The 26,562-nt window shown below is 66.8% G+C and carries 22 protein-coding genes and 1 other annotated feature; of the genes, 14 read left to right on the top strand and 8 right to left on the bottom strand.

All coding sequences use genetic code 11. The annotated features are described in order from the left end of the window. Positions 1–94: 94 nt before the first annotated feature. The 6 genes from BTO20_RS07785 to BTO20_RS07755 all read left to right on the top strand — a co-directional run bounded on the left by BTO20_RS07785 (position 95) and on the right by BTO20_RS07755 (position 6,836). Positions 95–1,972 carry a propionyl-CoA synthetase gene (locus tag BTO20_RS07785; protein WP_087074754.1) on the top strand — a complete coding sequence of 626 codons (1,878 nt, stop codon included), beginning with the start codon at positions 95–97 and terminating at the stop codon, positions 1,970–1,972. A 444-nt stretch (positions 1,973–2,416) separates the two neighbouring features. Next, positions 2,417–3,202: a prolipoprotein diacylglyceryl transferase gene (locus tag BTO20_RS07775; protein WP_087074752.1), complete on the top strand. Its 786-nt coding sequence runs from the start codon at positions 2,417–2,419 to the stop codon at positions 3,200–3,202. Continuing rightward, complete coding sequence (locus BTO20_RS40325) at positions 3,199–3,819, top strand: hypothetical protein (RefSeq protein WP_232491086.1); 621 nt, start codon at positions 3,199–3,201, stop codon at positions 3,817–3,819. The genes BTO20_RS07775 and BTO20_RS40325 overlap by 4 nt, the downstream gene beginning before the upstream one ends. Before the next feature lie 8 nt (positions 3,820–3,827). Next, positions 3,828–5,375, top strand: a complete 1,548-nt coding sequence (locus tag BTO20_RS07765) for a radical SAM protein (protein WP_198344474.1) — start codon at positions 3,828–3,830, stop codon at positions 5,373–5,375. After that, positions 5,372–5,632 carry a hypothetical protein gene (locus BTO20_RS07760; RefSeq protein WP_087074748.1) on the top strand — a complete coding sequence of 87 codons (261 nt, stop codon included), beginning with the start codon at positions 5,372–5,374 and terminating at the stop codon, positions 5,630–5,632. Before BTO20_RS07765 ends, BTO20_RS07760 begins: the two co-directional genes overlap by 4 nt. A gap of 151 nt (positions 5,633–5,783) precedes the next feature. After that, entirely contained in the window at positions 5,784–6,836 is a 1,053-nt protein-coding gene (locus BTO20_RS07755; protein ID WP_232491085.1) for an MPT63 family protein, read from the top strand. Between the two features lie 68 nt (positions 6,837–6,904). Here BTO20_RS07755 and BTO20_RS07750 read toward each other — a convergent pair whose 3' ends face one another. The 5 genes from BTO20_RS07750 to BTO20_RS07730 all read right to left on the bottom strand — a co-directional run bounded on the left by BTO20_RS07750 (position 6,905) and on the right by BTO20_RS07730 (position 11,150). Further along, entirely contained in the window at positions 6,905–7,855 is a 951-nt protein-coding gene (locus BTO20_RS07750) for a Ppx/GppA phosphatase family protein (RefSeq protein ID WP_087074746.1), read from the bottom strand. After that, positions 7,846–8,337 carry a DUF501 domain-containing protein gene (locus BTO20_RS07745; RefSeq protein WP_087081758.1) on the bottom strand — a complete coding sequence of 164 codons (492 nt, stop codon included), beginning with the start codon at positions 8,335–8,337 and terminating at the stop codon, positions 7,846–7,848. The genes BTO20_RS07750 and BTO20_RS07745 overlap by 10 nt, the downstream gene beginning before the upstream one ends. Continuing rightward, complete coding sequence (locus BTO20_RS07740; protein ID WP_087074744.1) at positions 8,330–9,025, bottom strand: FtsB family cell division protein; 696 nt, start codon at positions 9,023–9,025, stop codon at positions 8,330–8,332. Before BTO20_RS07740 ends, BTO20_RS07745 begins: the two co-directional genes overlap by 8 nt. A 31-nt stretch (positions 9,026–9,056) precedes the next feature. Beyond that, on the bottom strand, positions 9,057–10,346 hold the full coding sequence (gene eno, locus BTO20_RS07735; protein ID WP_087074742.1) for a phosphopyruvate hydratase: 1,290 nt from the start codon (positions 10,344–10,346) through the stop codon (positions 9,057–9,059). 72 nt (positions 10,347–10,418) lie between these two features. Beyond that, positions 10,419–11,150, bottom strand: coding sequence for a lytic transglycosylase domain-containing protein (locus BTO20_RS07730; protein ID WP_198344290.1), 732 nt, complete (start codon positions 11,148–11,150; stop codon positions 10,419–10,421). 185 nt (positions 11,151–11,335) lie between these two features. Between BTO20_RS07730 and efeU the strand changes: the two genes are divergently transcribed. Genes efeU through efeB form a run of 3 tightly spaced genes read left to right on the top strand, consistent with a single transcriptional unit; the run spans position 11,336 to position 14,752 of the window. Next, on the top strand, positions 11,336–12,286 hold the full coding sequence (gene efeU / locus BTO20_RS07725) for an iron uptake transporter permease EfeU (protein WP_087074740.1): 951 nt from the start codon (positions 11,336–11,338) through the stop codon (positions 12,284–12,286). Beyond that, positions 12,283–13,449 (top strand): iron uptake system protein EfeO, encoded by a 1,167-nt coding sequence (gene efeO, locus BTO20_RS07720; RefSeq protein ID WP_087074738.1) that lies wholly within the window; start codon positions 12,283–12,285, stop codon positions 13,447–13,449. Before efeU ends, efeO begins: the two co-directional genes overlap by 4 nt. Continuing rightward, positions 13,430–14,752: an iron uptake transporter deferrochelatase/peroxidase subunit gene (gene efeB, locus BTO20_RS07715; RefSeq protein ID WP_087074736.1), complete on the top strand. Its 1,323-nt coding sequence runs from the start codon at positions 13,430–13,432 to the stop codon at positions 14,750–14,752. Before efeO ends, efeB begins: the two co-directional genes overlap by 20 nt. Positions 14,753–14,764: 12 nt before the next feature. Here the strand turns inward: efeB and BTO20_RS07710 are convergent, their stop codons facing one another. Next, positions 14,765–15,550 carry a serine hydrolase gene (locus tag BTO20_RS07710; protein ID WP_408632184.1) on the bottom strand — a complete coding sequence of 262 codons (786 nt, stop codon included), beginning with the start codon at positions 15,548–15,550 and terminating at the stop codon, positions 14,765–14,767. Between the two features lie 590 nt (positions 15,551–16,140). Here BTO20_RS07710 and BTO20_RS07705 point away from each other — a divergent pair. The 4 genes from BTO20_RS07705 (at position 16,141) to BTO20_RS07690 (ending at position 20,439) form a co-directional block, all read left to right on the top strand. Further along, positions 16,141–17,955, top strand: a complete 1,815-nt coding sequence (locus BTO20_RS07705; protein WP_087074733.1) for a PE-PPE domain-containing protein — start codon at positions 16,141–16,143, stop codon at positions 17,953–17,955. A 51-nt stretch (positions 17,956–18,006) separates the two neighbouring features. Next, positions 18,007–19,268 (top strand): IS3 family transposase gene (locus tag BTO20_RS07700; protein ID WP_087074731.1). Its coding sequence is split into 2 segments (ribosomal slippage): positions 18,007–18,310 and positions 18,310–19,268, totalling 1,263 coding nucleotides; the frame shifts between segments, so codons are not numbered across the junction. After that, positions 18,306–18,437, top strand: a sequence feature (AL1L pseudoknot). It overlaps the preceding gene by 132 nt. Positions 19,269–19,341: 73 nt before the next feature. Continuing rightward, positions 19,342–19,644 (top strand): hypothetical protein, encoded by a 303-nt coding sequence (locus BTO20_RS07695; protein ID WP_087074729.1) that lies wholly within the window; start codon positions 19,342–19,344, stop codon positions 19,642–19,644. A 483-nt stretch (positions 19,645–20,127) separates the two neighbouring features. Continuing rightward, the gene (locus BTO20_RS07690; RefSeq protein ID WP_087074727.1) at positions 20,128–20,439 is read left to right on the top strand and encodes a hypothetical protein; all 312 of its coding nucleotides are present in this window, start codon (positions 20,128–20,130) and stop codon (positions 20,437–20,439) included. On the opposite strand, the gene BTO20_RS07685 is transcribed toward BTO20_RS07690, so the two are convergent. After that, positions 20,429–21,442, bottom strand: a complete 1,014-nt coding sequence (locus BTO20_RS07685; protein ID WP_087074725.1) for a nucleoside triphosphate pyrophosphohydrolase — start codon at positions 21,440–21,442, stop codon at positions 20,429–20,431. The two genes, BTO20_RS07690 and BTO20_RS07685, sit on opposite strands and share 11 nt — an antisense overlap. After that, entirely contained in the window at positions 21,439–25,083 is a 3,645-nt protein-coding gene (mfd, locus tag BTO20_RS07680) for a transcription-repair coupling factor (protein ID WP_087074723.1), read from the bottom strand. Before mfd ends, BTO20_RS07685 begins: the two co-directional genes overlap by 4 nt. Before the next feature lie 107 nt (positions 25,084–25,190). Between mfd and lysA the strand changes: the two genes are divergently transcribed. Next, complete coding sequence (gene lysA / locus BTO20_RS07675; protein WP_087074721.1) at positions 25,191–26,531, top strand: diaminopimelate decarboxylase; 1,341 nt, start codon at positions 25,191–25,193, stop codon at positions 26,529–26,531. Positions 26,532–26,562: the final 31 nt, after the last annotated feature.

Here is a 26,562-nt window from a genome sequence, read left to right as displayed (position 1 = left end):
CCGACGCCGGCCCAGTCAAACGTCACACTGGCTGCGGGGGCCGGTGCGGCCATACCGTGTCGCCGGAGACCGCCACCGGCTACGGTGTCGGGCTATGTCCGGTTATCGCGACCTCTTCGACGTCAGCATCAATGACCCGGCCACCTTCTGGGCCGACGCGGCGAAGGCGGTCACCTGGACACGCGAGCCTCAGCACATCCTCGACGACAGCAACCCGCCGTTCTACCGCTGGTTCCCCGACGGGGAGTTGAACACCTGCGCCAACGCGCTCGATCGCCACGTCCCCGAACGCGGCGATCAGGCCGCGTTGATCTACGACTCCCCCGTCACCGGCACCAAACGCACCTACACCTACCGCGAACTGCGCGACGCCACCGCTCAATTCGCCGGTGCGCTGCGCCAATTGGGAGTCGGCAAGGGCGATCTGGTGGTCGTATACATGCCGATGATCCCCGAAGCCGTGATCGCGATGCTGGCCTGCGCGCGGCTGGGCGCGGTGCATTCGGTGGTGTTCGGCGGATTTGCCGCCAGCGAACTGGCCACCCGGATCGATGACGCCAAGCCGGTGGTCGTGGTGAGCGCGTCGTGCGGCATCGAGCCGACCCGCGTCGTGGAGTACAAGCCGATGCTCGACTCCGCGCTGGACATCGCCGAGCACAAGCCGCGGGCCTGCGTGATCCTGCAACGCGAACAACGCCCCTGCCAGCTACTCGCCGGCCGCGACCACGACTGGCGGGAGCTGACGGATTCCGCGACTCCGGCCGACCCGGTGCCCGTTGCCGCCACCGACCCGCTCTACGTGCTCTACACGTCGGGCACCACCGGCAAACCGAAAGGCATCGTGCGCGACAACGGCGGCCACGCGGTGGCCCTGCTGTGGAGCATGCGCCACATCTACGACACAGCCCCCGGCGACGTGTACTGGGCCGCATCCGATGTCGGATGGGTGGTCGGCCACTCCTACATCGTCTACGCGCCGCTGTTGCTCGGGGCGACAACCGTGCTCTACGAGGGCAAGCCGATCGGAACCCCGGACGCCGGCGCGTTCTGGCGGGTCGCGGCCGAACACAAGGTCAAGGCGCTGTTCACCGCACCCACGGCCATCCGCGCCATCAAGAAGGAAGACCCCGACGGCGCGCTGATCGGCGGCTACGACCTGTCCAGCCTCAAATACCTGTTCCAGGCCGGCGAGCGGCTCGACCCCGACACCTATCACTGGGCCGCCGACAAGCTGGGCGTCCCCGTCATCGACCACTGGTGGCAGACCGAGACCGGCTGGGCGATCGCCGCCGACCCGATGGGCGTGCAGCCGCTGCCGGTCAAGCCCGGTTCGGCGACGGTGCCGATGCCGGGCTACGACGTGCAGATCCTGCATTCGGACGGCGCGGTGGCCGAGCCCGGCGAGGAGGGCGCGATCTGCGTCAAACTGCCACTGCCGCCGGGCACCCTGCCCACCTTGTGGGGCGACGACCATCGTTACGTGTCGGCGTATCTTTCGGCGTTCACCGGCTACTACCTGACCGGCGACGGCGGCTACATCGACTCGGACGGCTACCTGTTCGTGATGGGCCGCACCGACGATGTCATCAACGTCGCCGGGCACCGGCTGTCGACGGGATCGATCGAGGCGGTGCTGGCCCAGCATCCGGCGGTGGCGGAATGCGCGGTGATCGGCGTGGCCGACGAGATCAAGGGACAGGTTCCGCGTGGATTCGTGGTGCTCAAGTCCGGGGCGTCCGCCGACCGGCTGGCCGAGGAACTCATCGCCGCGGTGCGCGACAACATCGGAGCGGTGGCCTTTTTCAAGAAGGTCGACGTGGTGGCGGCGCTGCCGAAGACCCGCTCGGGCAAGATCCTGCGCAAGACCATGCGCGCCATCGCCGACGGGCGCGAGGAGCCGGTGCCGTCGACGATCGAAGATCCTGCGGTGCTGGACGCACTGACGCCGGTGCTCCGCGGACAGGGCGCCTGAGCGTTTGCCGGCGTGGCGGCTGACCCGCCGAGCAGACTTGGGAGTCCCCAATTCCTCGGCGTGTCGGGTGCTTTCATTGGGGTACCGCCCGCTTGCGGGGGCCTGCTCGGCATGGGGAATCCTTTATTTTCCCTGTGACCCGAACTATTGTGAGGTAGTCATATGTTGATTTCCCGTCCTAGCTTGGGCGTTTGCTACCGGTCGACACCGGCACCGCCCGGGCACCTGAGGAGTTGAACAACGATGCGCACCACTCACACCCTTGGCAAGGGATCCTGCACCTGTCATTGCAACGCCTGCGACGGCGGCCACCACTGCGGCAACCCGCCGAACTGCAACGCACGCCGCTGACTCCATGACAATGGCCTGCTGCCGGGACAACCGGCAGCAGGCCATTGTGGTCTTTCGCGGTCGACCCGCGCGCCAAAGGATAGGTTCACCCCTATGACTTCCGAGTGGCATCTTGGGCCGGTGCCGGTTCCGGTGCACGACCTGTTCGTGGCCCTCGGAGTGCTGGCCGCCGTAGTGGTTTTCGTCTACGAGGCGCGCCGGCGTGGCGCGCTCGGTGAGCAGGCCGTCGTCGCCGCGTCCGGTGCCCTCATCGGCGGCGCGATCGGTATGCGCCTTTCCGGATGGGCCCATCACCTCGACTTCTCCACCAATCCCAGCCTGGCGCAGGCCTGGCAGTTCGGTTCGCGCAGCATCCTCGGGGGCCTGCTCGGCGCCTACCTCGGCGTGCACATCGCCAAACGCCTTGGCGGATACCGCGGAAAGACCGGCGACCTGTTCGCACCGGCGGTCGCACTCGGCATGGCCATCGGACGCATCGGATGCTTTCTCACCGAAGCGCCCGGGCGGCCCACCACGCTGCCGTGGGGCATACACGCGCCGGCCACCACACCGGAATGCCCTGGCTGTGTTGCCGGAGCAGCCATGCATCCGTCGTTCCTCTACGAAATCGCGTTCCAGCTCTGCGCATTCGTCGTGCTGCTGTGGCTACGCCACCGGATCAGCCATCCCGGCGAACTTTTCGTCATCTACGTCGCCGCATACGCCGTGTTCCGGTTCCTCGTCGAGTTCGTCCGGGCCAACGAAACGGTGTGGCTGGATCTGACCCGCCCACAATGGTTCCTGCTGCCCTCACTGATGATCATCGGTGTTCGGGTGTGGCTTGGCTATCGCCGCGGGTACTATCGCCTTTCACCCAGCAACCAGGAAGTGCCGGCATGACGTCACCCCCATCGGGTCCGCCACCTGACGAGCCCGCGGATGACGCAGCCCCGCAAGATATTCCACCGGCCTACCAAGAGGACATCGCGCCGCAGGTCGACCCGCCGCTGGACTATCCACCGCAATCACCCGCCGGGCCGACACCCCCGTCGCCCGGCTATTTCCCCGGCGACCTGCGCCAGCCGCCCGGCTACCTCCCTCCGCGGGGCGATCATCAGCAGCCGTACGGCTATCCGCCCGGATATGCTCCGCCCCCTGCCGGATATCCGCCCCCGCCGGCGGGCTACCCGTACGGCGGCCCACCCAAGCCCGAACCCCGGATCTCCATAGCGATGGTGATCCTGGGCCCGTTCATCTACGCGGGCATCAACTTCGTGATCGCCCTGATGGCCATCATGACCGCGGGAAGCCGCGTCGAGCCCAACCAGAGCAACACGGTACTCGGGTTCGGCGCAGTGTTGTTGGCCCTCATCGCGTTCGGCGGTGGCGCGGCGCTGCTGCGGTCCCGTAACCCCAACGCCCGGGGACTCGGTGTCGGCCTGATGGTGGGCTGGGCCCTGATGTCACTGTTCACTGCCGGGTTCTGCACCGGCATCAACCCCGAGCTGTACAAGTGACCGCGGGCATGGGCCTGCGCGGCGACCGGTTGCACCGGTACGTCACCGCGTTCTGCCCGCACTGCCACGACGAAGCACCTGAGCGGCCGCTGGCCGATGTCGCGCGGCTGAGCGGGATGCTGATCGAGCGGGACGGCCGCATCTGGCTTGAACGGGGCTGCCGCAGCCACGGTTTGGTGCGCACGCTGTATGACGAGGATCCCGAGATCCTGTCCTACCTCGAAGAGTGGACTGCCCCGACCAAGGCTCACACTCCGGATACGCCAGGCAATTTCGATCCCGTGCCGTCGGCGTATCTGCGCGGGTTGCCGGAGATGCAGACTCAGCACACGTGCATTCTGCTGGAGGACATCGCCGAGACGTGTAATCTGCGCTGCCCCACCTGTTTCACCGACAGTTCACCGGATCTGCGGCACGTGGTGCCGGTCGCCGATGTTCTGGCCAATGTCGATCAACGCCTGGCCCGCGAGAACGGTCGTCTGGACGTGTTGATGCTCAGCGGTGGCGAGCCCACCCTGCATCCGGCGCTGGCCGAGCTGCTCGGCGAACTCGTCAGCCGGCCGATCACCCGAATCCTGGTCAACAGCAACGGCGTCCGCATCGCCACCGATGATCGGTTGCTCGACCTGCTGACCGAACACCGCGAACGCGTCGAGGTTTACCTGCAGTACGACGGGTTGTCTGAGACCTCCCATCGGCATCACCGTGGCGGCGATTTGCGTCGGACGAAACAGCAAGCCCTGCAGCGCCTGTCGGAACGGGAGATCTTCACCACGCTGGTGATGACCGCGGCTCTCGGGGTCAACGACGACGAGATCGGCGCCATGGTCCAATTGGCTTTGGACACACCGTATGTCGGCGGGCTGACGGTCCAGCCGCAATTCGGCTCCGGCCGTTCGGGGACCATCGATCCGCTCGACCGGCTCACCCACACCGGCGTGCTCAAACGTCTCGGCCCCCAGACCGGCGATGCCGTGACGTGGCGCGATCTCACCGCACTGCCCTGCTCGCACCCGCACTGCTGCTCGGTCGGCTATCTGGTGCGCGACGACGCCGGCCGGTGGCGGTCGCTGGTGTCGTTGATCGGCACCGACAGCCTCAAAGACAAGCTCGGGCTGGTGGCCAACCGCATCGCCGACACCGAGATCCCGCGGCAGTTGCGTCAGGCCGTGCAGGAATCGCTGTTGGGCTTGCTCTCCGAGCAGTCGTCGTTGTCGCATCCACAGATCGGTGACGTCTGGCGCAACATCTGCGAGAACTGCGATCTGGGGATGTCGACGCTGCTGACGCTCGCGTCGTCCGCGCTGCCCGGCAGGCGCCGCAAGATCCGTCAGCTCCTCGGGGAACGCGTCGTGCGCCTCACTGTCAAACCGTTCATGGACATGTCGACGATGATCGAGGAACGTCTCGTGCAGTGCTGCGTTCACGTCGGCACCCGCTCGGACGGGGCCGATCAGTGCGCACCCTTTTGCGCCGTGCAAGCCTGGCCCGCACTGGGACGTCAACGGCTGTCGCTGTCGGTCGGGCAGGAACTACCACTCATCGAGATTCGATGAGCCAGCAGGCCGGCGAGCCATACGATCCGCTGCGGTTGTGCGTGTACGCAACCGTGGCCCTGCTGGCCTGGTTGGTGGGTCCAGTGATGGTTGCCGTGTTCGCTGGACTGGGCTTGATCGGCTACATCCGCGCACGCCGCGCCGGGTTACAGCACAGCAAATGTGCATTGCGCGACACCCGGCTGGTAATCGCATACCTCGGGGTCATTGCGCTGGTGGCGGTAGCCGCGACCGTCAATAATCTGTGGCCGCGCTGACCGGGGCCGCAGCTTGACTGCCTGAACCCGAAGATGCAATATGCCACTCCGGTTCCACAGCAACCTCTTAACCTGCTAGCTTTCCCCTGTAGTGAGCATCCCCACTGTCGGGGGCCTGGAGGCTCGTCAGAACACTCAGGAGTGAACCATCTTGAAGATCACGAATATCAGTGCGGCCATGGCTGCAGCAGCCATCGCCGCCGCGGGGATCATCGGCGCCGCACCCTTCGCTTTCGCCGATGACAGCGCCGTCACCACGGCCGCGCTGGGCAGCCAGGCGAAGCTGGACAACGGCAACGTGGTTCAGGGCTGGACCGTCACCGACCTCAAGCCGAGCACCGACACCATTCCCTACCAGGTGCACGGCACCCTCTGGGAGGTCACCGCGACCAACGAGGCCCTCGAGGGCTCGGTCACCCCGATCGTCTCCAACTTCAACGCCCGCGCAGCCGACGGCAAAAACTACCGCGCGCTGTTCCAGGTGGCCACCCCGCAGGGCGTGAACCCGGCCACCATCAGCCAGGGTGAGAAGACCTCCGGCAAGGTGTACTTCGACGTCACCGAGGCCGATCCGACCACGGTTGTCTACAACGCAGGCGGCCACGACCTGGCGGTGTGGAACGTCGTCCCCGCGGCCCCGGCCGCGACCGGCGGCACCAGCAACGCCGTCCCGCTGGCGAACCACCCCGCTCAGGCACCCGCCGCCGCGCCCGTCGCAGCCACCCCGGCTCCCGCCGCAACGCCTGCCGCTGTTCCGGCCGCAGCACCCGGCGGCGCGGGAAGCCGCGCGACCGATCTGCCCGCCGCCGCTGAAGGGGCCACCCCGGTTCCGGCAGGCACCCAGACCGCGCCTGCCCCGGCAGGCACCGCGGCGCAGCCGGCCGCTGTCCCCGGCACCACCGGGACCCCGGCCGAGGGCGCTGTTCCGGCCAGCAACGGCACGCCGGTCCCGCCGGAGCTCCGGCACCGGCAGGCACCGCACCCGCTCCGGCTGCTGCGCCGACGGGTGCGGGCAACGCCGCAACCGCGGTTCCGCCGCAGAGCAGGCACCGGCAGGCACCCCGACCGTGCCCGCCGCGAACCCGGCCGCCCGGCGCCGGCAGCACCCGCCGCCCCAGCCGAACCCAACCTGGTGCCGGCAGGCGCCCAGCCGACCACGACGGCTCCGGCCGCACCGGTCAGCAACCACGGGCCGACGTCCTAACCAACCGCTCGACAACAACGGCCGGATGCGGGAAACCCGCATCCGGCCGTTCGCTGTTTGGGGCGCTGTCAGCGCGGCGCGATGGACAACGCGATGCCGTCGAGGATGTCGTGCTCACTGACCACGAGTTCGTCGATCCCGGCACGGTCGCCGAGTAGAGCCGCGAGTTCCTCGACGATGATCGCTCCGCCGCCGATGACATCGGCACGGCCCTGATGCATCGGGCCCAGCGCCAGCCGCTGCGCCGACGTCATCGCGATCAGTTCGTCACACACTCGCCGCAGAGCGCCGAAACCGATGCGGGACAAGTGAATAGCCTCGGCGTCGTACTCGGTCATCCCTTGCGCGAGCGCCGACAAGGTGGTCATCGTTCCTGCCACACCGACCCACGTCCTGGCCTCGTCGACCGGAACCGCTTGCAGCGCTTGCGCCAATCCGTCCCGGACCACCGCGCGGGCCGCGTCGATCTCGGCCGGGTTGGGCGGATCGGTGTGCAGGCAGCGTTCGGTCAACCGGACACATCCGATATCGGCCGAGTAGCTGGCCTTCACCCCATCGGTGCCGAGCACGAGTTCCGTGGACCCGCCGCCGAGGTCGACGACGAGGAAAGGCGCACCGGCAGCGTCGAGTTCGCCCACGGCACCCTGGAACGACAGTTCGGCTTCTTCGGTACCGGTGATCACCTCGGCGACGGCGCCGGGCACCACGGTACCGAGGATGCGCGACGTCATGGCGAAGAACTCATCGCGGTTACCGGCGTCCCGCGCGGCCGACGTGGCCACCATCCGGACCGCCGAAACGTTCAGCTCGGACATCAGTGCGGCATAGTCCGCGAGCGCAGATTCGGTGCGCGCCAATGCTTCCGGCGCGAACTGACCGGTCGCGTCCACACCCTGGCCGAGCCGGACGATGCGCATCTCACGATGCACGTCGCGCAGGGCACCCGCCACCACATCGGCGATGAGCAGCCGGATCGAGTTGGTGCCACAGTCGATTGCGCCGACGCGGTTCACACCCATGTATCGCGCTCCAGAATCCCGGCCATCGCCGGCTCGACAGCCAAGACCGCCAACGCCTCGTCACCGAGCGGGTTGACCCCGGGCCCCTTCGCCAACGAATGCGCCATCAGCACATGCAGGCACTTGACGCGGTCGGGCATGCCGCCGCCGGTGAACGTGGTGCCCAGCGACTCGATGGCGTCACGTTCGGACAGATACGACTCGTGGGCTCGCCGGTAGGCGGCCGCCAATTCCGGGTCCTGCTGCAGACGTTCGGTCATCTCCCGCATCAGGCCCGACGATTCCAGCCGGCTTGCCGCCGCGGTCAGAACCGGGTGCGTCAGGTAGTACAACGTCGGAAACGGTGTGCCGTCAGGCAATTTGGGGGCGGTCTTGACGACCGCGGGCTCGCCGTTGGGGCAGCGGTAGGCGATCTCGAGAACACCTCGCGGCTCGCGTCCCAGCTGCTGCGCGACGGCCTCGAGGTCGGCGGGCTCAACCACCGGGCACCGCCGGCGGCGGGGCGGGCGGGCCACCGGGTGCCGGCTCACCGGGGGCGGGCGGAGCGGGCGCGATCGTTGGCGAAACCCCATGCGGCTGATCGGCGATCGTGTGCCACAGCGAGGTGTACCACGGCTGGCCTGCCGGCGTGGTGGAACCCGGCGCGATCGGCCCCGGCTCGTTGGGCACCGCGGCGGTGGGCGGCAACTGCACCTGATACGGCGTATCGCCGGGCATGACGAAGCCGAGCCGCTCGCGGGCCTGCGCCGCGATGAACACCGGGTCGGCCAGCTTGACCTTCTGCTGTTCGAGCTCGGCGATCTGGGACCGCAGCTGCTCCTCGGTTGCCTTGAGCTGCTTCATTTCCGTCCGCTGTGCGAAGTACGTGCGGACCGGCCCCGCGATGGTCAGCGTCAGCACACACACCACCGCGGCCAGGATCGCTGCGCGCCGCGCTGCAGACCCGAAGCGCTGCTCGGACTGCAGCTCGGCTTGCTGTTCGGCCTGTACCGCAATGGCTTTGGTGATGGTCTCCTCGGCCACCGGTTCCGGTGCCGAGGGGCGCGGCTCCGACACCCGCCGCCGCGCCTGGCCGGCGCGGGGACGATTCGACCCGCCGTTCTTGCCCGGGCCCCCCGGCCGGGAGGCCGGGGACCGCCGCTTGGGATCGGGTCGTTTCGCTTCGGGCATCGTCTTCAGATCACCGCCGCATCGGGTCGGATTACTTGGCCTCCACGGCAAAACGCGGGAAGGCCAGATCACCGGCGTAGCGGGCGGCGTCGCCGAGGAGTTCCTCGATACGCAGCAGCTGGTTGTACTTGGCCACCCGCTCGCTGCGCGCCGGCGCACCGGTCTTGATCTGACCGCTGCCCACGGCGACCGCGAGGTCGGCGATGGTGGTGTCCTCGGTCTCGCCGCTGCGGTGGCTCATCATGGTGCGGTAGCCGCTGTTGTGGGCCAGCGCCACGGCGTCCAGAGTCTCGGTGAGCGTGCCGATCTGGTTGACCTTCACCAGCAGCGCATTGGCTGCGCCCTTCTCGATGCCCTCTTCCAGACGCTCCGGGTTGGTGACGAACAGGTCGTCGCCGACGAGCTGGACGCGGTCACCGATCGCCGAGGTGAGCGACACCCAACCGTCCCAGTCATCCTCCGACAGCGGGTCCTCGATGGACACCAGCGGGTAGCTGTCGAGCAGCCCGGCGTAGAACTCGGCCATCTGCTCGGCGCTGCGGGTTTCCTTCTCGAAGGCGTAACCCGTTCCGTCGGTGAAGAACTCGGTTGCGGCCACGTCCAGGGCCAGGGCCACATCGGAGCCAAGGGAGAATCCCGTGGTCTCGATGGCCGACGAGATCAGGTCCAGCGCGGCCCTGGTTCCGGCCACGTCCGGCGCGAAGCCGCCCTCGTCACCCAGACCGGTGGCCAGACCCTGCTTCTTGAGCACGGACTTCAGCGCGTGGTACACCTCGGCGCCCCAGCGCAGCGCCTCCTTGAACGACGGTGCGCCGATCGGGGCCACCATGAACTCCTGGACATCCACGCCGGTGTCGGCGTGCGCGCCACCGTTGAGGATGTTCATCATCGGCACCGGGAGGATGTGGGCGTTGGGGCCACCGATGTAGCGGAACAGCGGCAATCCGGCAGACTCCGCGGCAGCCTTCGAAACGGCCAGGGAGACACCGAGAATGGCGTTGGCGCCGAGGCGCGACTTGTCCGGGGTGCCATCGAGGTCCAGCAGGGCCTGATCAACCAGGCGCTGATCGTCGGCGCCGAGCCCGATCACGGCGGGGGCGACCTCGTCGAGCACGGCCTCGACCGCCTTCTCGACACCCTTGCCGCCGTAGCGGGCTGCGCCGTCGCGCAACTCGACGGCCTCGTGCTCACCGGTCGACGCTCCGGAAGGCACCGCGGCCCTGGCGAACGTGCCGTCGGTCAAGGCGACTTCGACCTCGACCGTCGGGTTGCCGCGCGAATCGAGAATCTCGCGGGCTCCAACCTGCTCGATGATGGGCACTGGCTTGCTCCTTATTGGCGTCGTCCGTGGTTCTGCTGGGTAAGCCTAGAGCCTGACCGGCGGCGCGGCGTGTCAGAGGGGGTGGCCGCCGGCGTACGCCGTTGCCCAATCGCGCACCGTACGGGCGTACTGGTCAGAGTTGTTGTACGCCCTCAGAGCCTTCATCCAGCCGCGGGGCGTCGACAGATTCTTGCCGTTCCAGCACAGATAGCCGGCCGCCGACAAGGCCGCGTCGTCGAAGTTGTCGGGGCTGACCTTGCCGTCGTTGTTGCCGTCCACCCCGAACAGGCGCCAGGTCTCGGGGATGAACTGCATCGGTCCCATCGCCCGGTCCAGCGTGGCGTCCCCGTCGAGCAGGCCGCGATCGGTGTCGGCGATATGCAGATTTCCCGATGTGCCGTCGAGCTGCACGCCGCGGATCGGTGGGGTCACATCACCATTCGGCGCGATCATCGCGCCCCGGTACGTGCCGTGGTGGCTCTCCACCATCCCGATCCCGGCCAGGGTGGTCCAGGCCAGACGGCAGTTCGGGTTCTCGACCTCGGCGACGCGCGCCGCATAGGCGTAGGCCTCCAGCGCGTTGATCGGCATGCCCAGTTTGGGTGCGCGCTCGGCAGCCCACTCGTGCAGCTGGTCGGCGGGACGGCCCTTGGCGTAGGTGTCGACGGCGGGCACCCGATCACCCGCGGGCGGCGGCACTCCGTCGGGAATCGGGATGCCGAGCTGCCACGAGCAGCTGGAAGCCATCAGCAGCGCTGCCGCCACAACCACTGCGACAGCCCGCAGCCATCGAACTGGCGACACTGGACTCCCTCAACCCCTGCTCTACTCGGCACCCATCGTCCCATGCGTCCGATGTGCCATGCGCCCGACGGTCCCCCGGGCTCGAACATATCCAGGTGCTCCTCAGCCCCTGCTAAGGTGAGGCACGCCTTGCCATGGCAAGGCAAGGCTATGTTTCTTTACCCGGTCTAGCGAGGACGCTACACATGATTGCCAGCGCAGACGCTGCGACGACCATCCTGGCCGCATCAAACGTCACATCACAGCTGTTCGGCAGCGGTTTGATCGGCCTGCGCGAGGGCCTCGAAACCGCAATCGTCGTATCGATCCTGGTGGCATTCCTGGTCAAGTCCGACCGCCGTGACGCCCTGAAATGGGTATGGCTGGGCGTCGCCGCAGCAATCGCCATGACGATCACCGTGTTCCTGGTGATCCAGTTGGGCGAAAACACCATCAGCGGACTGGGCGCCGAAGCCATTGCCGGTGTCGCATCGCTCGTGGCCGTCGTCATCGTCACCACGATGGTGCTGTGGATGCGTAAGGCCGCCGCGTCGATCTCGGGTGAGCTGCGCAGCGGCATGTCGCAGGCATTGGAGACCGGCGGAGTCGCCGTCGCGCTGCTCGCGTTCTTAGCGGTGGGCCGCGAAGGCGTGGAGACCGCGCTGTTCATGGTCGGCTACGCCGAAGCCGAGACCCTCTGGCCGCTGATCGGGCTGATCGTCGGCGTGCTGATCGCCACCGCCATCGCCTACGGCATGTACGCCGGCGCGGTCCGCATCAACCTCGCCAAGTTCTTCACCTACACCGGCGCCTTCCTCATCGTCGTCGCCGCAGGCATCCTCGCCTACGGCGTCAAGGCGCTGCAGACCGTCGGCTGGATCCCCGGCCTCGGCTCCGTCGCGTTCGACATGAGCGGTGCATTTGATTGGTCCGCCTGGTACGGCGAGATCATCCAGGGCGTCTTCAACATCGACCCCACCCCGACGGTGCTGCAGTTCGCCGCCTGGCTGGCCTATCTGGTCATCGTGCTGGCCTTGTTCTTCCGCCCCTCCGGCACCCGCACTCCGGCCAAGCCCGCGCCTTCCCAGACTCCTGACACCGCCGAGTCGACTGCCGACCCGGAACCCTCTCCCACATCCGAAAGGTCGACCAAGTGAAGCTCACACCTGCCGTGAAGACCGGGGTGGCGGCAACCGCCGCGCTCCTGGCCGGGTTCTCCCTGGCCGGCTGCCAGGCCAAGGATTCCAGCCCCAGCGCGGACGGCAAGGACAAGGCCGCGCCGATCACGGTCGACGCGTCCGAGACCGGGTGCAAGCTCTCGGGGACCTCCGCCACCACCGGCCCCACCACGTTCGTGGTGAACAACAGCGGCGAAAAGGTCACCGAGTTCTACGTCTACGGCGAAGGCGAGCGCGTGATGGGCGAGGTGGAGAACATCTCCCCCGGCCTCAAGCGTCAGCTCATCGTGCAGCTCACCGAGCCGGGCACCTACCAGACCTCGTGCCGTCCCGGCATGGTCGGTGAAGGCATCCGCGGAGACTTCACCGTCACCGGTGACGCAGTGAAGATCGACACCGAGGGCAAGTTCAAAGAAGCCGCCGACAGCTACAAGCGGTACGTGAACAGCCAGACCGACGCCCTGGTGCCCGCCACCGAGGCCTTCGTGGCGGCGATCAAGGCCAAGGACATCGCCAAGGCAAAGGCGCTCTACCCGACCACCCGCACCTACTACGAGCGCATCGAGCCGGTCGCCGAATCGTTCCCCAACGATCTCGACCCGCGCATCGACCTGCGGGAAGCCGACCTGGAACCGGGCCAGAAGTGGACCGGCTTCCACCGCCTGGAGAAGGACCTGTGGGTCACCGGCCTGCAGCCCGACTCCGACGCCATCGCCGACCAGTTGGTGGCCGACGTCAAGGAGCTCGACGCGGGCGTGAAGGCGCCGACGTGGACCATCGATTCGACCCAGATCGCCGGTGGCGCCCAGGGCCTGCTCGACGAGATCTCCAAGAGCAAGATCAGCGGTGAAGAGGACATCTTCAGCCACACCGATCTGTGGGACTTCAAGGCCAACGTCGAGGGCTCGCAGACCGCGGTGGCCTCGGTGCGCCCGATCCTCGACGAGCGCAACGCCGATCTGGGCAAGCGGGTCGACCAGCGGTTCGCCGACGTCGAGAAGCTCCTGGAGAAGTACCGCAAGGGTGACGGCTTCGTGTCCTACGACCTGGTGACCGATCCGCAGCGGCAGGAACTGTCGCGTGCGATCGATGCGCTGAGCAACGAAGTGAGCCAGGTGCAAGGTGTCATCGCCCACCAGTGAGACCGCGTCCTCTGATCCCGGCGCCACACCAGCAGGCGGCGGGTTCTCCCGCCGCAAGTTGTTCGGTGCGGCGGGGGTCACCGCGGCGGTAGTCGGCGCGGCCAGCGCGGGTGCGCTGGCCGGCCGGGCCTCGGCAGCCAGCACACCGCACGGCGCCTTGACGGGCCCGGTCCCGTTCCGTGGCCAGCGCCAAGCCGGCATCATCACCGAGGCGCAGGACCGGATGCACTTCTGCACCTTCGACGTCACCACCGAAAACCGCGCCGACGTCATCAACCTGCTCAAGCAGTGGACCCGGATGGCCGAGCGGATGACCCGCGGCCAGGAGACCGAAGTCGGCGGAGCCGTCGACGGAAATCCCTATGCCCCACCGTCGGACACCGGCGAGGCGCTGGGGTTACCTGCTTCGCAGTTGACGTTGACGATCGGTTTCGGGCCGTCGTTCTTCCTCAAAGACGGCAAGGACCGCTTCGGCATCGCCAACCAGCGGCCCGCCGAGTTGGTGGATCTGCCGAAGTTCCCCAACGAGACGATGGACCCGGCCCGCTGCGGCGGCGACATCGTTGTGCAGGCCTGCGCGAACGACCCCCAGGTCGCCGTGCACGCCATCCGCAATCTCGCCCGCGTCGGCTTCGGCACGGTCGCCGTGCGCTATTCCCAGCTGGGGTTCGGCCGCACGTCATCGACCACGCGCGATCAGGAGACACCGCGAAACCTGTTCGGGTTCAAGGACGGAACGGCCAACCTGAAGTCCGACGAGACCGACCTGCTCAACCAGAACGTCTGGGTCGCCGAAGGTGACGGGCCGGCCTGGCTCACCGGCGGCTCTTACCTGGTGTCCCGCCGCATCCGCATGCGCATCGAAAGTTGGGACCGCACAACACTGCTGGAGCAGGAACGGGTCATCGGCAGGCAGAAGGGCAGCGGCGCGCCGATGGGGTTGCGGCAGGAGTTCGAGGAACTCGACTTCGACATCGCCGACGACAAGGGCAATCCGTTGATCGACATGGCTGCACATGTCCGGTTGGCGTCGGCGCAACACAACGGCGGCATTCAGCTCCTGCGTCGCGGCTACAACTTCACCGACGGCTCAGACGGTTTCGGCCACCTCGACGCCGGGCTGTTCTTCATCGCCTTCGTGCGCAGCCCCTCGAAGCAGTTCATCCCCATGCAGCGCGAGCTGGCCCGCAAGGATGCGCTCAACGAGTACATCACCCACACCGGGTCGGGCATCTTCGCGTGCCCGCCGGGCCTGCGCGAAGGCGACGACTCCGCCTACTGGGGCTCGACGCTGTTCACCTGAGCGGCTACCCGATCAACCATTGGGCCCCAACAGGATCTGACTGAGCCGGGTGGTGGTTGCGACACCGTCGTCGTAACCACCCTGGCCGTTGAGGCCGTTCATGATGGCCAGCGTGTACCGCTGATTGGGGCCGGCGAAGCCCACCGAGTTGATGACCCAACCGCCCTGTTCCTCGGACCACCCGTTCTTGTTGCCAGGAGTCATCGACGGCCCGGCGCCCCAGACGCCCCACTGCTGGTCAGGGCTGACCTTCTGCATCTCGGCGACGACGGCAGCCGCGTCAGACGGATTCAGTTGAGTCAGCGTGTAATTCATCAGCCGGTCGAGATCATTGGTGGTCGACTTCTGAAAACCCCAGTACGGGAACATGTCTCCGAAACCGGGCTGCGGCCGTAGGTCCGTCATGCCGTAGCGGGGAAAGTCGGCGTTGAATGCCCGATGGTCCGGCCCGCCATACCGGCTCCACAGCGAGTCGGTCGCATCGTTGTCGGAGTCCCGCAGCATGTTCACCATGAGCTGCCGGTCGTTGCCGGACAGCCGCAGGGCGCCCGCCCGTTCCCTGGTCAACAGATCCACGACCATCGCCAACTTGATGGTCGAGGCCGTCCAGATCATCGCGTTGGAGTTGGCGTTCGCGAAGCGGGCACCGGTCGCCCGGTCGCGCAGGACGTAGCCCACCGTGCCGGGTCGCGACGCCAGGTAGTTGTCCGCGGCGGCGATGCGGGAGCGCAGGTCGCATCCGGTCGCAGCACAGTCCGCGACGGCCTGCGGCGCAATGGTTCCCAGGCCGAGCGCCATGACGACGGCAGCCAGCCACCTCACCTTCACTGCCTCACCCCTTCGCGTCTGCCCCGTCACCGTAGTGCGGCGCATTGCGGTTCAGGCCCCGCACACCGCCCGCCTACCGAGCTGAGACCTGGCCGTTGCCGGTTTGTGACGGCGCTCAGTTTTGCGACGACGCTCGGGGCCTCCGGCGCGCGATCCGACCCGAAAGTTTCACCAGCGTCAATACTTTCGGAGATTGCCAGCTAACTTTCTCCGTTGGCGCGGTGGCGCAGCGGCCGAGAGGCGCAGTCGACTTCGTGCATAGCGCAACGGGGGCTTCAGCAAACCCGTTAGCCAGATTGATAATCACCCAAGTCATGGCATTGATCTGCACATAAGCGTTATTTGTGGCCATTTTCCGTCGATTCGGCCATGCTTGCGGACCGACTAGCCCACCAGCCTAGCTACGGCCGGCATGGGCCGCCGATTGCCGATACAGCTAAGGCAGTTTGTTGAAAACGCAACATCTGCCTCCGAGTCCCCCGTTCGGCTGACAACAGAACTGTGTTTGCTGACTTAATGTCTCCTGCGAGTTACCTGAAGATTTCCTGAGAGGGGTAGGGATGGCAAAGCATCGCCGGAAGAAGATCAGCAAGGCTGCAGTCGTCGGCACCGCGATAGCGGCGACGGTCGGCGTCGCGTTGACCCCGAGTGTGTCGGACGCAGCTACGTACGTGGTGGGTCTGCCGGACTGGATTCCGTCCGACAGCTTCGGTGGTGCGGTGCAGACGTTGCCCTCGGATCCGGGCGCGGTGACCGGCGCGATCCTCGACGACCGAGCGCATGCCACGGTCATCAAGGGTTGGGGCATGGGCACGGTGTCCGAAGCGGACATGGCGCCGGTATGGGTGACGTGGTTCAACCCGCTAAAGACAGGATCTGCGAGCCAGACCACGACCGGTGGCAACCTGATTCAGGGCTACACCGGCACTGTCACCGGCAAGGACTGGACCCAGGGCCAATGGGTGTCGCCGAGCGACCCCGGCATAGACCTCACGGACCTGAGCAACTTGAACGTCAATGACGCTGCCAAATTCGCGAGCTACCTCGCCAACGGCGGCAACGCCACTGCCGCCCTGGCTCCGCTGCTGAACTGGACGACCTATATCTCGAACACCAACTTCATCGGCTACGGCGACGGCGCCATTGCGGTCGGAGCTGGCTACCAGAACTTCATCGACATGGCCCGCAACGGCGAACTGGAAGCCGGGCCGGCTCTGACCGGGCCCCGCAAGATCGTCATCACCGATCCCAACGATCCCGTAACCAAAGACGTCACCAAGGGATTCACCAAGGTGAATGGCATTGCGTACGGCGTGATCAAAGTATCGCCAGGGGTATGGCTCGCCACTCAGCCGCTCAACCCGGCCGACTATCCGGATGCCACGGACATGCCGAACGTCGAGATCACGCCCGGCGGCGTCATCGACGTCACGCTGCTGACCGTGAACCTGCTGCGCAACCCGGGCCGACCCAACGGCGGGCTCTATGCCCGCTTCGCGCCGATCTACCAGGAGGTGACCGGCGTCAACCCTGTGACACCTGAACGGCAAGATGTACTGCCCGAAGGGATGGAAGGGCTGAACCTTTCCGACATCAGCTTCGACAACCTGGGCAACCTGATCGCCAACGCCGAATCCCTCGACGGCAAGCCGATCGTGTTGACGATCCTCAAGACCGACACCACCTGGGAGTACGACTACCTCTCGGACGCTCCGGTGACTGCCAACCCGATCGCCTGGGCGAACTCGGGAATGGCGTCGATGCTGCCGCTGACGCTCGGGGCATCGCTGCTGAACGGCGGATCGGGACTGGGTGCCAAGATCTACACCGCGCCCGACGGCACGATCTACACCACGATCACTCAGGATCAGTTGCCGCTGCTCATGCCCGCTCGACTGGTCGCCGGCCTGGTCGGCGTCGCCACCGGTGAGGACGTCAACACCCCCGTCGCCGACGCCCTCGAGCCGGTGTTGAAGGTGCTGGTCAACACCAGCTACACCGACGCGGTGCGCAACGAGGACGGCAGCTGGAGCCGCAGCCTCGACCAGATGCACGTCCCCACGCTGTTCGGCACCCAGACGCTGACCCGCACGCAGGCGGCCCTGCTTGCCGGTGACATCCTCGGTGAACTCGGCCGGGGTGTGGGTTCGGAATACACCGATGTGGTCCAGCGCGTCACGACCCGTGTGGTGAACTTCCTGGAAGACAACAACATTCAGGTACCCACCGAGATCAAGGCAGCGGCGACGACGTTGGCGGTCGAACCCGGCACGGTGGTCCGGACAGTCAGTCGTGAGCTCGGTGACGGGGTCAGCAAGGTCCTCGGCAAGCTGGACACGGCATTGCCCGCGGGCCCGGCGGCGCCCACCCAGTGAAACGCCCTGGAAATCCCGGAGGCTCCTGACCTTGGAAACGAGGATGCAGGTATGCCGAAGGAACAGTCGCCCGGGAAGCCGACGACACGTCGATACAGTGCTGAAGAGAAGGCCACCGCGGTGCGGATGGTCCGCACGCTGCGGGCTGAGCTGGGCACCGAGCAGGGCACGGTGCAGCGGGTCGCTCGCCAGCTCGGCTACGGCGTGGAATCGGTGCGCACCTGGGTCCGTCAAGCCGACATCGACGACGGTTATTCACCCGGGGTGTCCACCGTGGAATCCCAGCGCATCAAAGACCTCGAGCAGGAGAACCGAGAACTCAAGCGCGCCAACGAGATTCTGAAACGAGCGGCGAGTTTCTTCGGGGCGGAGCTCGACCGCCAACACAAGAAATAGTCGAGTTCATCGACGCCAATCGCGAGGAGTTCGGGGTCGAGCCCATCTGCACCGTCCTGCGAAGCGCAGGCCTGCAGGTGGCCCTGAGCACCTACTACGACATCAAAGCACGGGTCCCGTCGGCGCGGGCCCAGCGTGACGCCGTCCTGGGGCCGGCGTTGTGTCAGCTCTGGAAAGACAACTACTGCGTCTACGGGGCCCGCAAGCTCTGGAAAACCGCCCGCCGCGACGGCTACGACGTCGGCCGGGATCAGGTGGCCCGGCTGATGCGGGATGCCGGCATCGAAGGAGTCCGGCGCGGCAAACGGGTCCGCACCACCAAACCCGACCCAGCCGCGGCGCGGCATCCAGACTTGGTGAAGCGAAAGTTCACCGCGACGGCACCGAACGACCTTTGGGTGACGGACCTGACATTCGTGCCGACCTGGGCCGGGGTGGGGTATGTGTGTTTCATCATCGATGCCTATTCGCGGATGATCGTGGGGTGGCGGGTGGCCTCGCATATGCGGACCTCGATGGTGCTCGATGCACTGGAGATGGCGCGGTGGTCACGTGGAAATACGTTGCCAGGCTTGAGATGTCACTCAGATGCCGGGTCGCAATTCACCTCCATTCGCTACGGAGAAAGGCTCGCTGAGATCGGCGCAGTCCCGTCAATCGGGACCGTCGGGGACAGTTTCGATAACGCTCTCGCGGAGACAGTCAACGGCTACTACAAGGCTGAACTGATCTACGGCCCCGCCCGCACCGGGCCATGGAAGACCGTCGAGGACGTCGAGTTGGCGACGCTCAGCTGGGTCTACTGGCACAACACCAGCCGACTGCACAGCTACCTCGGCGACATCCCACCTGCCGAGTTCGAAGCTGCGTTCTACGATGCATACCGGACCGACCAACCCTTGATCGGAATCCAATAGCCCGAGCCTCCGGGAAACCCAGGGCGTTTCACAGAAACAGCTGGCCGATATTCAGCGGCCGGTCGGCAAGGTATTGGCGGCGGCGAACCAAGCGACGGGCGGAGAGGCAGCCAAGGAGATCATTCCGGCGATCTCGGACCCGGCCAGCGCGGTGGTACGCACCGGTAAGCAGCTCTCCACCAGCATCACCAAGACTCAGAAGAGCCTGACCCACGCGCAGGAGCGGGTCACCAAGGTTACCGACAAGCTCAAGACCGGTGACGTCGGCGGAGCCGTCAAACAGGTCGGCGAAAACGTCAAGAACCGGGTCGAGCGAGTGAACAAGGATGTCAACAACGGCCTGAACAAGCTGAAGGGCAAGGACAGCAGCAGCTAGGCACACGATCGCCCAACAGGGGTGGCCTCTCCGCTACGGAGGTGCCACCCCTGTTGTTTCTTGTCACAGCTGCCACACCCGCACCTCGCTCGCAACACACGACGTTGTGCCCGGCTGTTTGCGACAAAGTCGCGTAAATCGCCACGTCGGCAACATTGGCATCACTGGTCTCGCGTAGGCCGATCCCATCCGTCACGTCTGCACCGCCAGACAAGCCTTGCATCACCGGTCACGTGCCCGCGCTGCGAGCGACAAAGTCGCTAACAGTCGGGCACGCCGAATTCTGGTGCTGATGAGGCTATCGGTCCCAGTGATCCTGGTGAGTTTCGCAACGTGGTGCAACAGTGAAATGAGTTGCACCTGAGGCTGTTTCCGCGACTTTGTCGCAAACAGCCGGGCAAAACGTCGCATGGTTTCCGAACCGGGACTGGTGTGACAGATGTGACCACCCGGATTGTCGGTGGCAGGTGGCATCGTGCGGTCATGTCAGACAAGCTGCTGCTCAAGGGAATCGAACTTCGTTACGTGCTGACGATGCACCTTTTCCAACACGGGAAACAGTCGGTCGCCGACCTGGTCGACGCACTCGATGCCTACGGCTTCACCACGAAAGGCCGTCCGTCGAAGGCGATATCGGATGCGCTGAGGTGCGAAATCACCCACGGTCGAGTGTTCCGCATCAGGCACGGCCGCTATCGCCCAGCCTGGATGCCCCGCTCCACCGAATACCGCATTCGCGAGCGGGTACTCACGCTGCGCGCGAAGGCTGCCGAACTGAGAACTGTCAGTTGGTAGTGCTGTCGTCGGCTTCCGACACGTCCGCGGACTCTGGCTCTGGCTCTGGCTCGACCGTAAAGTCGTCCACGGGCCAGTAGTCGCGCCATTCGGCTTCAGTGATGGTGCCCAGCGGCGTCACGTCGAGCGACTCGGGGACGTCCTCTCCGCGGCGTCCCGCTGCGACGTCGGCCTCGACCCGCCGCACGGTGTCCATGAACTCCAATACTGCTGTGCGTAGCTCGTTTTCGGCGTCGGTGTCAGCGGTGACGGAGATGGTGGTGATGGCGGCAGGCACCAAATCCGCGGGCAGCCCGGCCTGGGTCACCCGGGAGATCACCTTCTGTGCCAACGCCAGAGCCGGCTGACCGGTAGGCACGTCGTCCATCGAAGACGTGCGTGCCTTGACGGATTTCTCCTGAGCCTTGCGCTCTTCCCACTGGGCCAGTTGCTCATCGAGTGAAATCGATTCCCCGGCAAGCACGGCCGGCACCCGGTTGCCCAGCTTGCGAACCAACGCATCGGCGACGTCGTCGATGGTGAACGGGTGCACCGGCGCATCTTCGGCGATGCGAGCGTGAAACAACACCTGCAGCAGCACATCGCCGAGTTCCTCGCGCAGCTCGTCGGCGTTGCCACCGCGGACCGCGTCGAACAGCTCGTAGGTCTCTTCCAACAGATAGCGGCGCAGGGAGTCGTGGGTCTGTTCGCTCTCCCACGGCCCCGCGGTGCGCAGCTTGTCCATCATGGCCACGGCATCGACCAGCCGCTCGCCTGCCGCGGGACTCGGCGCCGAGATCACCGTGTCCCCGGCGGCGATCCGGGCAATGACGGCGGGATGTTCGGAATCGGAGGACAACAGCACGGGCGCCTCGTCACCGTCATATGCCGGACGCGCTGCAGGCAGCGACCACGGCACCTTCACCGGCATTTCCTCGGTGTACTGAACGTCACCGGCCAGGTGCAGGATCGCCTCGACCGGAACCAGCGAGGGTCGGCGCGGATCGACCAGCACAACGGTCATCGTCTCGCCTCCCCTGTCTCTGGCCGGTACTTGGTCATGTCAATCTCTTCCGGCGCTTTCCCATTGAGCACCAGCACCAAACCCGCTGCCATCTGGACCAGCTCGAGGTCGCGGATGCGGGGCGCGCCGATGCCGTCACCAGCCCGCGGGATGGGCACCTGAACGGTCGATGTGGTGGCCCGATAATGCGCGCCGGGATAGAGCCGCTTGAGCCTCAACTGCGCCGAATCCGGCAGCACCATCGGCGACACCCGCAGCGTCGATGCTGACACCGCACTGATCTCGCTGATGCCGTACTCCCGGCACAGCAACCGCAGCCGCGCCACCGCGACAAGGCGCTGCGCCGGCTCGGGCAGCGGACCGTAGCGGTCGTTGAGTTCATCGACGACGGCGCCGATGGCGGCCTCGTCGGGAGCGGCGGCCAGCCTCCGGTAGCCCTCCAGCCGCAACCGGTCACTGCCGATGTACTCCGGTGGCAGATGCGCGTCGACCGGCAGGTCGATCCGCACCTCCTTCGCTTCCTCAGCTGTGGCAACGGTTTTGCCGTCAACCGCCGCGCGGTACGCCTCGACGGCTTCGCCGACCAGCCGCACGTACAGGTCGAAACCGACCCCGGCCACATGCCCGGATTGCTCGGCGCCCAACACATTTCCCGCGCCGCGGATCTCCAGGTCCTTCATGGCCACGGCCATGCCCGCACCCAGATCGTTGTTCTGCGCGATGGTGGCCAACCGGTCGTAGGCCGTCTCGGTCAGTGGTGTCTCCGGCGGGTACAGGAAGTAGGCGTAGCCGCGCTCACGACTGCGGCCCACGCGACCACGCAGCTGGTGCAGCTGCGACAAGCCGAACGTGTCGGCCCGCTCGACGATCAGCGTGTTCGCGTTGGAGATGTCCAGGCCGGTCTCGACGATCGTGGTGCAGACCAGGATGTCGTACTCGCGGTTCCAGAAGCCCTCGACGGTCTTCTCGAGCATCTCTTCGTTCATCTGTCCGTGCGCGACAACGACTTTCGCCTCGGGAACCAGCTGGCGGATCCGGGCGGCGGCCTGGTCGATGGTCCGCACCCGGTTGTGAATGTAGAACGCCTGCCCGTCCCGCAGCAGCTCACGACGCAGTGCCGCGGCCACCTGCTTGTCGTCGTGCGGCCCGACATAGGTGAGCACCGGATAGCGCTCCTCGGGCGGGGTGAGGATCGTCGACATCTCCCGGATGCCTGCCAGGCTCATCTCCAGGGTGCGCGGGATCGGTGTCGCACTCATGGTCAGCACGTCGACGTGGGTGCGCATCGACTTGATGTGCTCCTTGTGCTCGACGCCGAACCGCTGCTCCTCGTCAACGATGATGAGGCCCAGGTCTTTCCACGTCACGCCGGTCTGCAGCAGCCGATGGGTGCCGATCACGACGTCCACCGAGCCGTCTTTCATGCCCTCGATGACGGCCCGCGATTCGGCGGGGTCGGTGAACCGCGACAGCCCTTTCACGGTGACCGGGAAACCAGCCATCCGCGCGGTGAAGGTCTGCAGATGCTGGTCGGCCAGCAAGGTCGTCGGCACCAGCACGGCCACCTGCTTGCCGTCCTGCACCGCTTTGAACGCCGCCCGCACCGCGATCTCGGTCTTGCCGTAACCGACGTCGCCGCAGATCACCCGGTCCATCGGCACAGGCTTTTCCATGTCGGCCTTGACCTCGGTGATGGCCGTCATCTGGTCGATCGTCTCGGTGAAGCCGAACGCGTCTTCCATCTCGGCCTGCCACGGGGTGTCCGGGGCAAACGCGTGCCCGGGTGCGGCCTGCCGTTTGGCGTAGAGCGCCACGAGCTCGCTGGCGATCTCCCGAACGGCCTTGCGCGCCCGGGTTTTCGTGTTGGCCCAGTCGCTGCCACCGAGCTTCGACAGGGACGGAGCCTCGCCGCCGACGTACCGCGACAGCTGATCCAGCGAGTCCATCGGCACGTAAAGCCTGTCGGCCCCGCCGCCGCGCTTGGCCGACGCGTATTCCAAAACCAGGTACTCGCGGCGGGCGCCGCCGACCACCCGCTCGGTCATCTCGACGAACTTGCCGATGCCGTGCTGATCGTGCACCACCAGGTCGCCTGCCGTCAGCGCCAACGGATCGACGACGTTACGACGTTTGGCCGCAAGCTTTTTGCCTTCTGCGGCGGTGACCCGGTTACCGGTCAGATCCGTTTCGGTGATGATGACCAGGTTTGTGCCCGGCAGGATCAGACCACTCTGCAGCGGACCCTTGAGCACACCGATCACACCGGCCTTTGGCGCCGCCCCGGGCTCCAACATCGTTGCGGCGATGTCGGATTCACCGAGCTGTTCGACGACGCGGTGCGCCGTACCGGTGCCCGGCGTGACGATCGCCGCGCTGCCGCCGGTGGCCACGTGAGCCCGCAGCATCGCGAAGATTTCGTCCAGACTCTGCTGACTGCGCGCCGACGGAGCCGGACGCACATCCAGTTCGGTGGCAGCGCCATCGGAGAGCTGCGACAGCGTCCACCACGGATGCCCGCCCGCCACCGCACCGGCCCGCGCCTCGTCGAACGGGATGAAACCGGACGCGCCGAGCGCCTCGATGTCAATGGGCGCGTCGCCACCGACCGCGGCCGTTGACCAGGACGCCTCCAGGAACTCGCGGCCGGTCTTGATCAGATCGGCTGCGCGGGTGCGCACCTTCTCGGGATCGCACACCAGTACCGGCGCGCCCTCGGGCAGATGCGCCGTCAATGTCGTCGGCTCGACCGGATGCAGCAGCGGCAGCAGCGCCTCCATGCCGTCGACCGGGATGCCCTCGGCCAGCTTGGCCAGCATGTCCGGCACGCTGCCGGGCACGCTGTTCTCGTGGGTCGGATGCTCGACGGCCAAGGCCGCGGCTCGTTCGCGCACCTCGGCCGTCATCAACAGCTCGCGGCACGGCACCGCGACCAGCGTCTGCACCGGCACTTCCGGGATCGAACGCTGATCGGCAATCGAGAAGGCCCGCATCTCCGAGACCTCGTCGCCCCAGAACTCGACTCGCACCGGATGCTCGGCCGTCGGCGGGAACACGTCGAGGATCCCGCCGCGCACCGCGAACTCACCGCGCTTGCCGACCATGTCGACGCGGGTGTAGGCAAGGTCGACCAGCCGTGCGATGAGCTCCTCGAACTCCGCCTCATCTCCCAGCGACAGGCTGACCGGCTCGATGCTGACAACGTCGGGTGACATCGGCTGCAGCAGCGACCGGGTGGTCGTCACCACGACCCGCAGCGGCGGCCCCAGCGTCGCATCGTCCGGGCGGGCCAACCGGCGCAACAACAGCAGCCGGGCGGCGACCGTCTCGACACCCGGCGACAACCGCTCGTGCGGCAGCGTCTCCCAGGACGGGAAGAGGGCGACGGCGTCGCCGAACACGCCGCGCAGCTCAGCGGTCAGGTCGTCGGCCTCGCGGCCGGTCGCGGCGACCACCAGCAGTGGGCCGTGCTGGGCCAGCGCAGCGGCGACCAGGACCCGCGCGCTGGCCGGGCCGACCAGCGCGAGATCGGCGGGTCGGTCGGCGGCGCGACGGATGACGTCCTGCAGGGACGGATCGGACAGAGCCAGCTCGATGAGACCCGCGATCGGGGTCTGGACATGGGTGTGCCCCGGTGCGGTCATGATGCGTCCATTCTAGGGGGCTGTAGTTTCGCCAAAATCGGGCCCGCCAGCATCAAGGGAGCGTCAAGGTGCCCCACAGGGAACCAACCGCGACGCACGGTGAAGTCATGACATTGCTCGACATCCTGCCCTCGCTGCGCGCAGCCGCCCCGCCGCGCCTCGACCCGGCGATCTGGCCGCTCACCACTCACGTCGACGAGAAGGGCCGGATCACCGTCGGCCGGGTGCCGCTGACCGAGATCGCCGACGAGTACCGCACCCCGGCCTACGTGCTCGACGAGGCCGACTTCCGGCACCGCGCGCAGCACTATCGAAGCGCGCTGCGCGGCACCGAAGTGGTCTACGCCGGCAAGGCGTTGTTGACGACGGCCGTCGCGCGGTGGGCCTGCGAAGAAGGCCTCGGCGTGGACGTGTGCTCTGCGGGCGAACTGGCCACCGCGCTGGCCGGCGGAGTGCCGCCGAGCCGGGTTGTGTTGCACGGCAACGCGAAGTCCTGCGACGAGTTGCGTGATGCGCTGGACGTCGGTGTCGGCCGCATCGCGGTGGACTCGTTGATGGAGGTCACCTACCTGGCCGGGCTGGTGCGTCGACGCCAGCAGGTGCTGCTGCGGGTGACCCCCGACATCGACATCCAGGGGCATCGGGCCGTCACGACCGGCGTCTGTGATCAGAAGTTCGGCTTCACGCTGGCCGGACAGCAGGCCGCCGAGGCCGCCGCCCGCGTGTTGGGGACCCCGCATTTGGAACTCGTCGGGCTGCACTGCCATATCGGGTCGCAGGTGACCGATCCCGCACTGTACGGGGAAGCGATCCGGCGGCTCGTCGCCGCGATGGCCGATATCCGGCATCGACACGGCGTGGTGCTCACCGAACTGAATATCGGAGGTGGACACGGCATTCCCTACGTGACCGGGGACGCGGCGTTGGACCCCGCCGCCCTCGCGGCCGTCATCGACGACGCCGTCGATACCGCATGCGGTGCCGAGCGGTTCCCTCGGCCGCGTCTGGTGGTGGAGCCCGGGCGTGCCATCAGCGGCCGAGCCGGGGTGACGCTCTACCGCGTGTGCACGGTCAAGTCGCAACCGGGTGGTCGGACCTTTGTCGCGGTCGACGGAGGGATGAGCGACAATGCCCGGGTCGCCCTGTACGGCGCGAAATACGGTGTGGCACTGGCAAATCGGCATGCGCTCGGGCCGACACGGACCGTCACCGTGGTGGGTAGGCACTGCGAGGCGGGCGACGAGATCATCCGCGACGTGCCACTGCCGGCCGACCTTCACCCCGGGGATCTGCTGGCCGTGCCGTGCACCGGCGCCTATCACCACAGCATGGCGTCGACCTACAACATGGTGGGCCGCCCACCGGTGGTCGCGGTGCGCGACGGGCGGGCACGGTTGCTGGTACGTCGGGAGACGACGGCGGATCTGCTCGCGCGGGATGTGAGATGAGCGCTTGCGTGAGGCCCCAGGGACCGGGCTG

Source organism: Mycobacterium dioxanotrophicus, from assembly GCF_002157835.1.
Taxonomy (GTDB): Bacteria; Actinomycetota; Actinomycetes; order Mycobacteriales; family Mycobacteriaceae; genus Mycobacterium; species Mycobacterium dioxanotrophicus.
The sequence above is the reverse complement of the archived record's forward strand: the minus strand, read 5'-3'. Positions and strand labels throughout refer to the sequence as shown.

Excerpts from the sequence above, each read along its gene's own strand:
- BTO20_RS07785 (WP_087074754.1), top strand. The coding sequence starts at position 95 with ATGTCCGGTTATCGCGACCTCTTCGACGTCAGCATCAATGACCCGGCC.
- BTO20_RS07775 (WP_087074752.1), top strand. The coding sequence starts at position 2,417 with ATGACTTCCGAGTGGCATCTTGGGCCGGTGCCGGTTCCGGTGCACGAC.
- BTO20_RS40325 (WP_232491086.1), top strand. The coding sequence starts at position 3,199 with ATGACGTCACCCCCATCGGGTCCGCCACCTGACGAGCCCGCGGATGAC.
- BTO20_RS07765 (WP_198344474.1), top strand. The coding sequence starts at position 3,828 with ATGGGCCTGCGCGGCGACCGGTTGCACCGGTACGTCACCGCGTTCTGC.
- BTO20_RS07760 (WP_087074748.1), top strand. The coding sequence starts at position 5,372 with ATGAGCCAGCAGGCCGGCGAGCCATACGATCCGCTGCGGTTGTGCGTG.
- BTO20_RS07750 (WP_087074746.1), bottom strand. The coding sequence starts at position 7,855 with ATGGGTGTGAACCGCGTCGGCGCAATCGACTGTGGCACCAACTCGATC.
- BTO20_RS07740 (WP_087074744.1), bottom strand. The coding sequence starts at position 9,025 with ATGCCCGAAGCGAAACGACCCGATCCCAAGCGGCGGTCCCCGGCCTCC.
- efeU (WP_087074740.1), top strand. The coding sequence starts at position 11,336 with ATGATTGCCAGCGCAGACGCTGCGACGACCATCCTGGCCGCATCAAAC.
- BTO20_RS07710 (WP_408632184.1), bottom strand. The coding sequence starts at position 15,550 with ATGGCGCTCGGCCTGGGAACCATTGCGCCGCAGGCCGTCGCGGACTGT.
- BTO20_RS07705 (WP_087074733.1), top strand. The coding sequence starts at position 16,141 with ATGGCAAAGCATCGCCGGAAGAAGATCAGCAAGGCTGCAGTCGTCGGC.
- BTO20_RS07690 (WP_087074727.1), top strand. The coding sequence starts at position 20,128 with ATGTCAGACAAGCTGCTGCTCAAGGGAATCGAACTTCGTTACGTGCTG.
- BTO20_RS07685 (WP_087074725.1), bottom strand. The coding sequence starts at position 21,442 with ATGACCGTTGTGCTGGTCGATCCGCGCCGACCCTCGCTGGTTCCGGTC.
- mfd (WP_087074723.1), bottom strand. The coding sequence starts at position 25,083 with ATGACCGCACCGGGGCACACCCATGTCCAGACCCCGATCGCGGGTCTC.
- lysA (WP_087074721.1), top strand. The coding sequence starts at position 25,191 with ATGACATTGCTCGACATCCTGCCCTCGCTGCGCGCAGCCGCCCCGCCG.